The sequence below is a fragment of the Chimaeribacter arupi genome (genome assembly GCF_002858805.1).
In the GTDB taxonomy this organism is placed as follows: domain Bacteria; phylum Pseudomonadota; class Gammaproteobacteria; order Enterobacterales; family Enterobacteriaceae; genus Chimaeribacter; species Chimaeribacter arupi.
In genome coordinates, this window is the sequence record NZ_PJZI01000002.1 from 130,060 (window position 1) to 143,384 (window position 13,325).

A 13,325-nucleotide genomic window follows, 5' to 3' on the forward strand; every position below is an offset into this window, starting at 1 on the left:
ACGGGCTTGCGCACGGCATTGTTGCCGCGTGCCCCACTGTACATCGGACGTTTCAACAGGATTTATTTACCGGAGTGTCAATGAAGGACGCGGAGCTCATCAAACGCAAGAACGACCATCTGGATATTGTGCTGCATCCGGCGCGCGCGGTAAGCCGCGTCCGCACCGGGTTTGAGCGCTGGCGCTTTGAACACTGTGCCCTGCCGGAACTGGATCTGGATCGTATCGATCTGCGCACCTCGCTCTTTGGCCGCCCGTTAAACGCCCCGCTGCTGATAAGCTCCATGACCGGCGGGGCCAACCGCGCCCGCAGTATTAACCGCCACCTGGCGGAAGCCGCGCAGGCGTTGGGGCTGGCAATGGGGGTCGGTTCCCAGCGGGTGGCGCTGGAAGGCAACAGCAATGTCGGGCTGACGCGCGAACTGCGTGATATCGCGCCGGACATTCCCCTGCTGGCGAACCTGGGCGCGGCACAGATTATTGGCCGCGACGGCCTGGATTTTGCGCGGCGCGCCGTAGAGATGATTGATGCCGATGCGCTGATCGTGCATCTCAACCCCTTGCAGGAAGCGTTGCAGAGTGGCGGTGACCGCGACTGGCGCGGCGTGCTGGCGGCCATCGCCCAGGTGGTGGCAGCCTTGCCGGTGCCGGTGGTGATCAAGGAGGTCGGTGCCGGGCTGTCGGCCCCGGTGGCGCAGCGGCTGGCGGAAGTGGGCGTGACCATGCTGGATGTGGCCGGGGCGGGCGGCACCAGCTGGGCGGCGGTGGAAGGCGAACGCGCCGCCACCCCCCAGGCGCGCGCCGTGGCCATGGCCTTTGCCGACTGGGGCATCCCGACCGCTGAGGCGCTGCGCGGGCTGCGCCAACAGCTCCCGGAGATGCCGCTGATCGCCTCCGGTGGCATCACCGACGGCATTGATGCGGCCAAGGCACTGCGCCTCGGTGCCGATCTGGTGGGCCAGGCGGCGGCGGTACTCGGCAGTGCGACAGCCTCAACGGAGGCGGTCACCGCCCATTTCCAGACGATTATCGACCAATTGCGGGTGGTCTGTTTCTGCACCGGCAGCGCCAACCTCACCGCGCTGAAAGCCGCGCCGTTGCTGAGCGCGGAGGCCACGGCATGAGCCACTATGCCGTGGTGGCCCCGCCGCTCTACAGCCATGTCCGGGCGTTACAGGCCCTTGCGCAGGCGCTTATGGCCCGCGGCCACCGGATCACCTTTATCCAGCAAGCCGATGCCGCCGGCCTGCTCAATGACCCGCGCATCGCCTTCCACCCGGTCGGTGCAGACAGCCATCCGCCCGGCAGCCTGGCCCATACCCTGCGGCTGGCGGCCAACCCGGCCGGGCCGGCAATTCTCCGCCTGATCAAAGACATGGCTGCCTCGACTGACATGCTCTGCCGGACGCTTCCCGCCGCCTTCCACCAGCTGGCGGTGGATGGTGTGATTGCCGACCAGATGGAGCCGGCCGGGGGGCTGGTGGCGGAGGCGCTGGGGCTGCCGTTTGTCTCGGTGGCCTGTGCGTTGCCGCTCAACCGTGAGCCGGGCCTGCCGCTGCCGGTGATGCCGTTTGATTATGCGACCGATGAGCGCGCGCTGACGCTGTACACCTCAAGCCAGAAAATTTATGACTGGATGATGCGCAGCCATGGGCGGGTGCTGGCCCGCCACGCCCGGGCCTTTGGCCTGCCGCCGCGCCACGGGTTGCATGAGTGCCTCTCGCCGCTGGCGCAAATCAGCCAGACGTTACCGGCGCTGGATTTCCCCCGGCAGGCGCTGCCGCCCGGCTTTCACGCCGTCGGGCCGCTGCGTGCGCCGGCGACGGCTGCGCCGTCTGAACACGCCTGGCCGGCAGACCCGGCCCGGCCGCTGGTTTATGCTTCCCTCGGCACCCTGCAAGGGCATCGCTACGGCCTGTTCCGCACGCTGGCCCGCGCCTGTCGCAGCCTGGATGCGCAACTGCTGGTGGCACATTGCGGCGGCCTGACGCCTGCGCAGGCCGACAGCCTCTACGCCTGCGGTGCCACCCATGTTACCGATTTTGCCGACCAACCGGCCGTGCTGCGCCAGGCACAGGCGGTGATCACCCACGGTGGCCTGAATACAGTGATGGATGCCGTCAGCAGCGGGACGCCGATCCTCGCTGTCCCGATTGCCTTTGACCAGCCGGGCGTGGCGGCACGGGTGGTGTACCACGGTATTGGCCGCCGGGTGTCGCGCTTTGCCTGCCGCTTTACCCTGGCCGATAACCTGCACCTGTTGCTGAAAGAGCCGGGTTACCGGCAGCAGATGGCCCCGCTGAGCGCCCAGATCCAGCAGGCCGGAGGGGCCTTGCGGGCCGCCGCGATTGTCGAGCAGGCATTGTATGCCCGGCAGCCGGTGCTGGCGGAGGCCGTGTCGTGAGCAGCCCCTATGACCTGATTCTGGTAGGCGGTGGGCTGGCAAATGGGCTGATTGCCCTGCGCCTGCGCCAGTGCCAGCCGCACCTCAACGTACTGGTGATTGAATCTGCCCCGCATCCCGGCGGCAACCATACCTGGTCATTCCATCAGGATGACCTCACAGACGCCCAGCATGAGTGGGTCGCGCCGCTGGTGGCGCACCGCTGGCAGGGTTATGACGTCCGCTTTCCTCAGCTTACCCGCACCCTGCCGGGCGGTTACCTGAGCATGACCTCAGATCGCTTTGCTGCCGTGCTGACCCAACAATTGGGCGGGCAGTTGCTCACCGGCACCAACGTTGCCGGGCTGACGCCCACCGAAGTGCAACTGGAAAACGGGCTGACCCTGCACGCCGGGGCGGTGATTGACGGCCGCGGTTACCAGCCCGGCCCGCATCTGGCGGTCGGCTTTCAGGCCTTTTTAGGCCAGCAGTGGCAGTTGTCACGCCCGCATGGGCTGGTACGCCCGATACTGATGGATGCCACCGTTGACCAGCAGGACGGGTACCGTTTCGTCTACACCCTGCCGCTCTCCGCCGACACGCTGTTGATTGAGGATACCCATTACCTTGACCAGGCGGCGCTGGCCCCGGCCCAGGCGCGGCAGAACATCACTGACTATGCCGCGGCACAGGGTTGGGCGTTACAGACGCTGCAACGCGAGGAACAGGGCAACCTGCCGATTACGCTGGCCGGCCACCCGGCCGCCTTCTGGCGGCAGCACCAGGGCCAGCCCTGTAGCGGGCTGCGCGCCGGGCTGTTCCATGCCACAACCGGCTATTCCCTGCCGCAGGCGGTGGCGCTGGCAGACCTGATTGCCGCCCAGCCTGCGTTGACGCACGGCCCGCTGTTTACGCTGATTCACCGTTATGCCGCACGGCAGTGGCAGCGGCAGCGCTTTTTCCGCCTGCTTAACCGTATGCTGTTTCTGGCAGGACGCCCGACGCAGCGCTGGCAGGTTATGCAACGTTTTTATGGCCTGGGTGAAGGCCTGATTGCCCGGTTTTATGCCGGACGCCTGACCCCGGCCGATATGGCACGGATCCTGACGGGCAAACCACCGGTGCCGGTGGGGGAAGCCCTGAAAGCCGTGCTGAAACACACTCCCCGGCTGCGAGCTTTTTGATGAATCGAACAATAGTAATTGGTGCCGGTTTCGGCGGCCTTGCCCTTGCCATCCGCTTACAGGCGGCGGGGGTTCCCACGCGGCTGCTTGAACAGCGCGACAAACCCGGCGGCCGCGCCTATGTCTACGAAGATCAGGGGTTTAAATTTGATGCCGGCCCGACGGTCATCACCGACCCAAGCGCCATTGAGGAGCTGTTTACCCTGGCCGGTAAACGCATGGCGGATTATGTTGACCTGATGCCGGTCACGCCGTTTTACCGCCTGTGCTGGGAATCCGGCCGGGTATTTGATTATGACAACGATCAGGCGAGCCTGGAGCGCCAGATCCAACAATTCAACCCGCAGGATGTCGAGGGTTACCGGCGTTTCCTCGACTACTCCCGTGCGGTGTTTAAAGAGGGCTACCTGAAGCTCGGGGCCGTGCCGTTCCTCTCTTTCCGCGACATGCTGCGCGCCGGGCCGCAACTGGCGCGCCTGCAGGCATGGCGCAGCGTGTATGACGTGGTGTCACGGTTCATTAAAGATGACTATTTGCGGCAGGCATTTTCTTTCCATTCGCTGCTGGTGGGCGGCAACCCCTTCGCCACCTCGTCGATTTATACGCTGATCCACGCCCTGGAGCGTGAATGGGGCGTCTGGTTTGCGCGCGGCGGCACCGGCGCGCTGGTGCAGGGGCTGGTGCGATTGTTTGAGGATTTGGGCGGCGAGATCGCACTGAACGCGAAGGTCAGCCACATGGAGACCACCGGCGCACGCATCAGCAGCGTGCACCTGGCGGATGGCCGCCACTTTGACACCCCGGCGGTGGCCTCCAATGCCGATGTGGTGCACACCTACGGCACGCTGCTCGGCCACCTCCCGGCGGGCGCGGCACGGGCCGGGGCGCTGAAACGCAAACGCATGAGCAACTCGCTGTTTGTGCTCTACTTTGGCCTGAACAAACAGCATACCCAGCTCGCGCACCATACCGTCTGTTTTGGCCCCCGCTACCGGGAGCTGATTGAGGATATTTTCAACCGTGACACGCTGTCGGAGGATTTCTCGCTTTACCTCCACGCCCCCTGCGTGACCGACCCGTCGCTCGCCCCGCCCGGCTGCGGCAGCTATTACGTGCTGGCCCCGGTGCCGCACCTCGGCACCGCCGATCTGGACTGGACGGTCGAGGGGCCGCGCCTGCGCGACCGTATCTTCGCGTATCTGGAACAGCACTATATGCCGGGGCTGCGCGAGCAACTGGTCACGCACCGGATGTTCACCCCGTTCGATTTCCGGGATGAACTGGGCGCGCATCTGGGTTCCGCCTTCTCCATCGAGCCGTTGCTGACCCAGAGCGCGTGGTTCCGGCCGCACAACCGTGATGACCGCATACCGAACCTTTATCTGGTGGGCGCGGGTACCCACCCTGGTGCCGGGGTCCCGGGGGTGATCGGCTCTGCCAAAGCCACGGCGGGCCTGATGCTGGAGGATCTGGCACCATGAATCAACCGCTGTTGAACCATGCGACCCAAACGATGGCGGTCGGCTCCAAGAGTTTTGCCACTGCCTCCAAACTGTTCGATGCCGGTACCCGTCGCAGTGCGCTGATGCTCTACGCCTGGTGCCGCCATTGTGACGATGTGATTGATGACCAGACGCTGGGGTTTGCCTCGCCCGGTGCCGCCCCTGACAGCCCCGAACAGCGGCTGGCGATGCTCAAAACCCTGACCCGCCGCGCTTATGCGGGGGTCACGATGGAAGACCCGGCGTTTGCGGCGTTTCAGGAAGTGGCGCTGGCCCATGCGATCCCGCAGCAACAGGCGTTTGATCATCTGGAAGGGTTCGCGATGGATGTACGCGGCGAGCGCTATGAGACCTTTCACGATACGCTGCGTTACTGCTACCACGTCGCGGGTGTGGTGGGGCTGATGATGGCGCGGGTGATGGGCGTGCGTGACGAGGCGGTGCTGGATCGCGCCTGCGATCTCGGGCTGGCATTCCAGCTGACCAACATCGCGCGCGACATTGTGGAAGATGCGCAGGTTGGCCGTTGTTACCTGCCTGCTGACTGGCTGGCAGCGGCGGGTATCGACCCGGCAAAGGTCGCTGACCCGGCGCACCGGGCGGCCCTGGTGCCGCTGGCGTCACGGCTGGTGGCTGAGGCAGAACCCTATTACGCCTCGGCGCGCGCTGGGCTGGCCGGGTTGCCGTTACGTTCCGCCTGGGCGATTGCTACCGCCCGCGGTGTCTACCGGGAGATTGGGGTGAAAGTGGATCGCGCCGGTGAGCGCGCCTGGGACCGCCGGCAAGGCACCAGCAAACTGGAGAAACTCGGCCTGCTGGTTGCCGGTGCCGGGCTGGCTATTCGTTCCCGCGTGGCCGCGCGCCCGGCCGCCCGTCCTTCCGGCCTTTGGCAACGTCCACGTTAGCGCGGCTTTTTTGTTTACGCAGTATCGCCTGTAATTTGGCCACCGGCGGCGCATACAGGAACCCAAAGGAGACACAGCCCTCGCGCCCCCGCACCGCATGATGCAGCCGGTGCGCCAGATATAAGCGTTTCAGGTAACCGCGCCGTGGGATGTAACGGAACGGCCAGCGCTGGTGCACCAGCCCATCATGGACGATGAAATAGAGCAGCCCGTACAGCGTCATACCCGCCCCTATCCACTGCAACGGCCAATACCCTGCCGTACCCAGTGCGATCAGCACAATCGCCAGCACCGCAAACAGCACCGCATAAAGATCATTCAATTCAAACCAGGACGTATGCGGCGCATGGTGCGAATGGTGCCAGCCCCACCCCCAGCCGTGCATGATGTACTTATGTGACAATGCCGCAATGATTTCCATCGCCGCCACCGTTAACAACACAATTCCGGTATTCCAAAGCACAAGCATACATTCTCCTGGGTGTTTCCCGCTCCTGGGTGTTTCCGGCAGCCGGAAAATCTCCTGTGGTTCCAACAGGATTGGCGAGGGAAAGTATAGCAGTGTTAGCAACAAGGGGACGGCAGAGGGGAAACAGAGAGAGCGTAAACCAGACGAAGAAAGCAGAGAAGCCGGGAAGCGCACGGTTCAGGCGCAGGACTAAATGGTACGCCCTACAGGGCTCGGCCCTGTGTTCATGAACTAATCTTTCTTTTTTAGTAAATTAGTTTACTAACTATTCAGGTGACCAGACTTCAATTGCGTGAGACGTCTAAAGCTTAGAAATGAGACAGAGCTATATATGTTAGCCACATCTCAACCTTACCTTGCCTCGCCCTCCTTCATCAGATATTGTTCCCTTTCTCTGTACACTGCCAAAAAGCACTTAATAACCAAGCTCGATGATAAGGCAAAACTGATTAAATCGCTGGAAAGGTAACTATAATATTGCCTAAATTTATCAAAAAAAATTAAAATTTAAATTATCCTTAACAAAGGAAGTTTTATGTCATGCAGGAGTGAAAAAAGTTAGCCACATCTCACCCTTAACCTTGCCTCGCCCTCCTTCATCAGATATCTTTCCCTTTTCCTGTACACTACCAAAAGATAATTAATAACTAAGCTCGATGATAATTCAGAACTGATTAAATCGCTGAAAATGTAACTATAATACTGCCTAAATTTATCAAAAAAAATTAAAATTTAAATTATCATTAACAAAGGAAGCCTCATGTCATGCAGGAGTGAAAAAGTCAGGGAAATAGCAAAAATAAACCTTGATCTTATATTTTTACTGATGCTCGCCATATCCATTATAACTGCATTTGCATTTTACTATGCCTGGAATAGGCCGGCACTCAATATTCCTAAAACAACAGAACCCCCTTTAACTAATTACTATATAGATCAATGTATTTATAACAGCAATGGTATCATGGTAAGAGGTTGGGCTTTTTTACCTGGAAACAGCAGAATTTTAAATAGAATATACGCTAAAAAAAACAATGGAGAAAAGGTTGAATTAATGAGTTCAACTCAGCAAAGAAATGATGTAAGCGAAGCGTATCGTTCAGGTACGTTATATGATAAATCTGGATTCATTGCTACCAGACGAGAAAATTCAGCAGAAGAACTTTTCAATAAGGAAATTGAAATTATTTCCATAGACCAAGAAGGAGCAGGCCATGCAGCAAAATACACCTGTAAATAAGTGGGTTAGTCTTTGCTTATTTCTTACAACTGCCATTTATTTATTTTTCATTTATCATGGATTAAAACTGCGTGATTACGATGACGATAAGATATTTTTATCAATATTTGATTCTGAGGATATGATTAAAACTCTTGTTTATCGTTATCAAACATGGAGTGGAAGGTTTGTTGTTGAGTGGGTCATGACATCAACAATAGGCAATTCTTGGTTCTGGAAATTTGGCATCCCAATCTCTATTACCCTTGCTTGCTGGTCATGTTGCAGGATCGCCGGGTTAAAAAGCAGCGTGGCAAGCCTGTCCATGACAGTTCTTTTATTTTCCCTTATTCCTTATGATATAAACTCAGATGCTTCTTGGTGGGTGACGGGGTTTTATAACTACCTTTTACCTATTGCTATCTGCCTCTATGCTTTCTCTATAGTATATGTGGAAAGCAATTCTTTACTTGAAAAAGCATTATGCCTAACGTTTTCTTTTTATTTTCCTTATATGGAGCAAGCAGGCATCGCATTTGTTTTTTCCATGGTAGCTATAATTTTCTTCAGGAAAAAAGGACGAAACTCTTTCAATTATTTACTCATATTTATAGTAATCATCAACTTAATTATTTGCTTAAAAGCGCCTGGAAATGAACGCCGCTTTAATGAGGAAATTTGGAAATGGTATCCGCAGTATCAAAATTATGGTTTAATGAATAGGCTTGCACTAGGATATGACAAACTTCATCAGTTGATGAGTATGAGATATAATTTACCATTAATAATATTTTCTGCTACATTATTTTATGTCAAACTAATAGTTGGGCCCATGACTAACACACTTAAAATAGCTATGGCCATCTTAGCAACATTCATTTCTATTTCTATTGCTAAATGTCTGACAGGCATCCCCAATGGAGGTTTTTTCTTCAATGGTAACCCTGTGAATGCAGAAACCTGGTCGGCAGGTAAGTTATATATTTCTTACCTATATCTATTGATGGTTATTTCCTCCTTATATATTATCATGCTTGATATGGCCTTGCAGCAGCTAATCCCTTCAACGCCCATAATAGCAATGTTAATTGGTTTTATGACAGTCACAATGATGGGTCTATCACCGACAGTTTACGCTTCAGGCCTCCGTGTTGATATGTTTTTTGAAATGATGTGCATACTGTCAACTATATGTATAGCTAAAATATCTTTTAAGTAAAAATACATTAAGTGCATTTAACTGCATTAGTGTTAGCATTCAATTTTTAAAATTAGCGGGAACTGCTTTAAAGCACTTCTCGCTTACATTAGGATTAGGTTAAAAATAATAAACTTTAATACCGTATTGGAAGTTTTTTAATAGCAAGACTTAGAGATTTTAACTCATGATTTAATTAAAGTAGCCTGTTATATTGGTTTCATTCAATTTTTCACACACTCTTTAACCCCCCCAAAAAAAAGAAAATTGAAATTGGGGAGGTGGCATTAAACGCTTGACTCATAATGGTACGCCCTACAGGACTCAAACCTGTGACCTACGGCTTAGAAGGTTCTGTCGGCTTTAATTCTCATCGGCTTTTTTTACACAACACTGTTGTTACGTATTCATTCTGAGTTCATCTTTTGGAAGGAAGTTATACACATAATCGACTTTAATCATTTTTTAAATAACCTTATGATGTTTAAAATAAAAGAAAACCAATCATTTATTATAAAAATAATTACCCTTAAAAATAAAGCAAAAAAAAATAATTAAGAAGATATTCAATAAATATCACAAGTAAAAGTAAAAAGTAATCTCGGCTCTTTCCATCTAAAATTTTATTGAAGGTTAAATGAACTTGCAAAATCAAATTGGCGCACCGAAAATACAGCACCTAACATAGGTAGATTTTTAATTCTCAATCTCCGTAACAATAGGATTGATTAAACCCAGAAAAATAAAATTACTGCAAATTGGTTGAGTTATAGATGAACAAAGTCATTATTAAACTGATGAATGATTTTACGACCCTATAAAACCCGAACCTCATCAAACATCATGAAAAAATTAGTCAATTTCATCCATGGATTTACATCATTGTAAAAAATAAAAAAATTAAGGATTAGTAAATATGTAAATAATTTGTATTTAATTAGGTTAATTGAAATTAATGAAGTAGTTAATATTTCTGCAAGAGGAAAATATATGTTTGATATCTTAAAAAAAACGCTTTATGGGTGATGCTTATTTGCGTGGCTGTAATCTGTTTCATTATATTCTTCTCATGGAACAGGGCGGAGATTGTGGATTACTCATCTTTAAAAGAGGAAAACGCTGACAATATTACAATGCATATTGATAATTGTATTAACAACTCAAGCCGAGTGATGATTCGTGGATGGATATACTCTGACAAGTATCCCAAAGAAGGAACGCTGACGGTTACCCTGTTGCCTGGCAATCATGAGTATGTCATTCCAGTGAAGACAGAACTAAGACGCGACGTTTCTACCGCATTGAAGCTCAATCAGGAATTTGAAAGATACGGTTTCTCTGCTTCCATCAGGAAAATTAGAATTCCTATCAATGCCACTAAGTTCTCAGTCAATATTATTAAGGACGGCACCATAAAAAGGAAGTACCATGTCTGCCAACAATAAAAAAAGATTGTTCCTTACTGCTTATATTTTATTTATAACCAGCATCTTCTGCATAATTTCTTCAAGAGTTAACGTAACAACTGATTTTGATGATTATTTCTTTACTCATGCACTAGATAATGTTTCATTAATCGATTACTTAAAAAATAGGTATGCGGTTTGGACGGGCAGAGTTGCGCTTGAAACCATCCTGGTAACCACCATTCAGCATTCATTATTCTGGCGCATAGCGATACCAGCGTGTATTTTTCTTGCCGGTTATTCCATCTGGTCAATGACGCTACGTAATTCACTATCATATAAAGCTGGTATTCCTCTCGCCGTGTCAATGTTACTATTGATAGAGCAGTCAGTGGCATCAGATGCAATGTGGTGGGTTACTGGATTTTATAATTACCTGATGCCGGTTGCTTTGGGACTCTATGCCATTAATGTATTTATTCGGCAAAAATCCCTTTTAAAGTGGCAAAAGGTTTTATCTATCCCGTGCATTTTCATCGCTTGCTCAGCAGAGCAGCCCGCAATGTGCCTCCTTATTGCCCTCATGCTCATCACTCTTGGCGAGAAGCGAGTAACAATTTATAAGTTAATTTTCTTACTTTCAGCTTTTTCGGCGACAACAATTTTATTTTTAAGCCCAGGAAATCATAATAGATTTATAGTTGAATCATCGAGATATATGCCGGAAATATTTGGTTATGACTTTTTCCAGAAAATTTCTTTTGGAATTGATAGGTTGCATACACATCTCCATAGTCATTCAAATTTACCGTTATTGATTTCCTTATTTGCTGCACTGAGTGTTGGTTTTATTAATAGAAGAAATATGATAAAGCAAGATAAAATAGCTATTTTAATACTTGCCATGTCAATAGTCTTCTTTATTACCCCTCCTCAGTATTTCACGGAAAAATTTAACTACCTCAATGGTATTTTTCAATTCAGCCCAGAGAACTGGTCCCTCTTCTATTCCTATACTTCATTTGCTTTTACGCTGTTTTCAATTTGCTCAATGTTATGGATGTCGCTTAAAGAGAATATCAATGGTTACACATCTTTTTTGGCGCTATCGCTATCTGTAATTTTAACTGTCGCGATCGGTATGTCTCCTACTGTTTATGAATCAGGCCAGCGCATCCTTTTTGTTTTCGATGTTAGTTTAATATTATTTTCTTGCGACATGATTTCGCGAATTGTACAGAAAAAATAATTATGAAAGAAGCCTGCTTTCGCGGGCTTTTTTTTTTATAATTATATGGTTAATAGAGTCAGCCGAGATATAACAAGGGTAAGTGCCGATTGTAACCACTAAATCTGATGTAAAAATTTTAACTTTCAGCCATGTAGCTGTACCTGTTGCTTTTGCATAATCTGAGCGTTGGTGAATGTGCCTGATTCTACCGCTACCATAAAGAAAAAGAGCGAGCTGAGTGTGTATAAGCCCGATTCAGTTTCAATCTCGACAAAAGCAAAACACCTGGCATTAATGAAGGCCTGATGCGGGCAGCAAAAAAGAAACGAGAGTGGATAAAGAAGTCGCCGATGCTCAGTGTGTCTTAAAAAAGGAATAAGCAGGTTTGGTGGCTCGAATCTGTTGAATCACAGCGGCTGATTTCTGCATTACAGGAGATGGGTGGCTGGGAAAGCATTGAGATGGTGCAGCGATATGCTCACTTGGCACCCAACCATTTGACTGAGCACGCACGTCACATTGATGCGATTTTTGGCGCTCGCGTCCCAAATCCGTCCCACGAAGGAAAATTGAAAGTTAGCGGGTGAGAGTAAGTGATTGATTCGTAATGGTACGCCCTACAGGGCTCGAACCTGTGACCTACGGCTTAGAAGGCCGTTGCTCTATCCAACTGAGCTAAGGGCGCATGGGGGATGCGGCTGCCGGTGCGCGGCAGTGGGCTCGAATTATACGCACCCGTCCCGGTGAGTCAACGAAATCACACCGGAATCCCGTCAGGCGCCGAATCCATGTACAACTCAACAAGATATGGTTGCGTTCGCCCTGCGGTTCGCACCCGGCGGCGGCATTTTATCTCGACACAGCGCCTGACAGCACGCCCGGCTTCTGACAAAATAGAGCCATTCCCCTGCATAATTACTTTTGATGGACTCTCCCACTGATGGCAGCAACAATTATTGACGGTAAAACGATTGCGCAGCAGGTTCGAAGCGAAGTTGCAGCGCGTGTGAAACAGCGTCTGGCGGACGGAAAACGTGCGCCGGGGCTGGCGGTCGTGCTGGTGGGTGAAAACCCCGCCTCGCAAATTTATGTCGGCAGCAAGCGCCGCGCCTGCGAAGAGGTGGGCTTCCTCTCCCGCTCCTACGATCTGCCGGCTACCACCTCTGAGGCTGAGCTGCTGGCACTGATCGATACACTGAATAATGACGGCGATATCGACGGCATCCTGGTTCAGTTACCGCTGCCGGCCGGCATCGATAACGTAAAAGTGCTCGAGCGCATCCATCCGGACAAAGACGTGGACGGCTTCCACCCGTATAACGTCGGCCGCCTCTGCCAGCGTGCGCCGAAGCTGCGCCCCTGCACCCCGCGCGGCATCGTGACGCTGCTGGAGCGTTATGACATCGACACCTTCGGCCTGAATGCCGTGGTGGTCGGGGCGTCCAATATCGTCGGCCGTCCGATGAGCATGGAGCTGTTGCTGGCAGGCTGCACCACTACGGTGACCCACCGTTTCACCAAAAACCTGCGCCACCATGTGGAAAATGCCGATCTGCTGGTGGTGGCGGTCGGCAAGCCGAATTTCATTCCAGGTGACTGGATCAAACCGGGTGCGATCGTCATAGATGTCGGCATCAACCGGCTGGAGAGCGGTAAAGTGGTCGGCGACGTCGATTTTGAGGCCGCGTCTGAGCGCGCCTCCTTTATTACCCCGGTGCCGGGCGGTGTCGGCCCGATGACGGTGGCGACGCTGATTCAAAATACCTTGCAGGCCTGCGAGGAATACCACGACAATAACGCCGGTTAAGCCTTATGCGGCCGCCCCTGT

11 protein-coding genes, 1 tRNA gene and 1 pseudogene are annotated in these 13,325 nt (G+C 52.2%); 11 read left to right on the forward strand and 2 right to left on the reverse strand.

Translation table 11 applies throughout. The features are described 5' to 3' along the window. The first annotated feature begins 80 nt into the window (after positions 1-80). The 5 genes from fni to crtB are packed head-to-tail and all read left to right on the forward strand — an operon-like array spanning position 81 to position 5,974. The gene (gene fni / locus CYR52_RS02185; RefSeq protein ID WP_072926386.1) at positions 81-1,124 is read left to right on the forward strand and encodes a type 2 isopentenyl-diphosphate Delta-isomerase; all 1,044 of its coding nucleotides are present in this window, start codon (positions 81-83) and stop codon (positions 1,122-1,124) included. Beyond that, the gene (locus CYR52_RS02190) at positions 1,121-2,404 is read left to right on the forward strand and encodes a glycosyltransferase (protein ID WP_101827870.1); all 1,284 of its coding nucleotides are present in this window, start codon (positions 1,121-1,123) and stop codon (positions 2,402-2,404) included. Before fni ends, CYR52_RS02190 begins: the two co-directional genes overlap by 4 nt. Further along, the gene (gene crtY / locus CYR52_RS02195) at positions 2,401-3,567 is read left to right on the forward strand and encodes a lycopene beta-cyclase CrtY (RefSeq protein ID WP_101827871.1); all 1,167 of its coding nucleotides are present in this window, start codon (positions 2,401-2,403) and stop codon (positions 3,565-3,567) included. Before CYR52_RS02190 ends, crtY begins: the two co-directional genes overlap by 4 nt. Next, positions 3,567-5,048: a phytoene desaturase gene (locus tag CYR52_RS02200; protein ID WP_101827872.1), complete on the forward strand. Its 1,482-nt coding sequence runs from the start codon at positions 3,567-3,569 to the stop codon at positions 5,046-5,048. Before crtY ends, CYR52_RS02200 begins: the two co-directional genes overlap by 1 nt. After that, a complete protein-coding gene (gene crtB, locus CYR52_RS02205; RefSeq protein ID WP_101827873.1) occupies positions 5,045-5,974 on the forward strand; it encodes a 15-cis-phytoene synthase CrtB in 930 nt (309 codons plus the stop codon). Before CYR52_RS02200 ends, crtB begins: the two co-directional genes overlap by 4 nt. On the opposite strand, the gene CYR52_RS02210 is transcribed toward crtB, so the two are convergent. Further along, positions 5,907-6,443, reverse strand: coding sequence for a sterol desaturase family protein (locus tag CYR52_RS02210; RefSeq protein WP_101827874.1), 537 nt, complete (start codon positions 6,441-6,443; stop codon positions 5,907-5,909). The genes crtB and CYR52_RS02210 overlap by 68 nt on opposite strands. A gap of 760 nt (positions 6,444-7,203) precedes the next feature. On the opposite strand from CYR52_RS02210, the gene CYR52_RS22315 reads away from it, so the two are divergent. The 5 genes and pseudogenes from CYR52_RS22315 to CYR52_RS22850 form a co-directional block, all read left to right on the forward strand. Continuing rightward, positions 7,204-7,683: a hypothetical protein gene (locus CYR52_RS22315; protein WP_146000785.1), complete on the forward strand. Its 480-nt coding sequence runs from the start codon at positions 7,204-7,206 to the stop codon at positions 7,681-7,683. After that, on the forward strand, positions 7,658-8,881 hold the full coding sequence (locus CYR52_RS02215) for a hypothetical protein (protein ID WP_146001319.1): 1,224 nt from the start codon (positions 7,658-7,660) through the stop codon (positions 8,879-8,881). The genes CYR52_RS22315 and CYR52_RS02215 overlap by 26 nt, the downstream gene beginning before the upstream one ends. Positions 8,882-9,948: 1,067 nt before the next feature. Then, positions 9,949-10,305, forward strand: a complete 357-nt coding sequence (locus CYR52_RS02220) for a hypothetical protein (protein WP_146001320.1) — start codon at positions 9,949-9,951, stop codon at positions 10,303-10,305. Beyond that, positions 10,289-11,515 carry a hypothetical protein gene (locus tag CYR52_RS02225; RefSeq protein ID WP_101827877.1) on the forward strand — a complete coding sequence of 409 codons (1,227 nt, stop codon included), beginning with the start codon at positions 10,289-10,291 and terminating at the stop codon, positions 11,513-11,515. Before CYR52_RS02220 ends, CYR52_RS02225 begins: the two co-directional genes overlap by 17 nt. Before the next feature lie 404 nt (positions 11,516-11,919). Then, positions 11,920-12,084 (forward strand): annotated as a pseudogene (locus tag CYR52_RS22850) (integrase); the annotation flags it as partial. Between the two features lie 21 nt (positions 12,085-12,105). Here the strand turns inward: CYR52_RS22850 and CYR52_RS02235 are convergent. Then, a tRNA-Arg gene (locus CYR52_RS02235) sits at positions 12,106-12,182 on the reverse strand. Positions 12,183-12,437: 255 nt separating this feature from the next. Here CYR52_RS02235 and folD point away from each other — a divergent pair. Then, positions 12,438-13,304 carry a bifunctional methylenetetrahydrofolate dehydrogenase/methenyltetrahydrofolate cyclohydrolase FolD gene (gene folD / locus CYR52_RS02240; RefSeq protein ID WP_072926400.1) on the forward strand — a complete coding sequence of 289 codons (867 nt, stop codon included), beginning with the start codon at positions 12,438-12,440 and terminating at the stop codon, positions 13,302-13,304. The last annotated feature ends 21 nt before the right edge of the window (positions 13,305-13,325 follow it).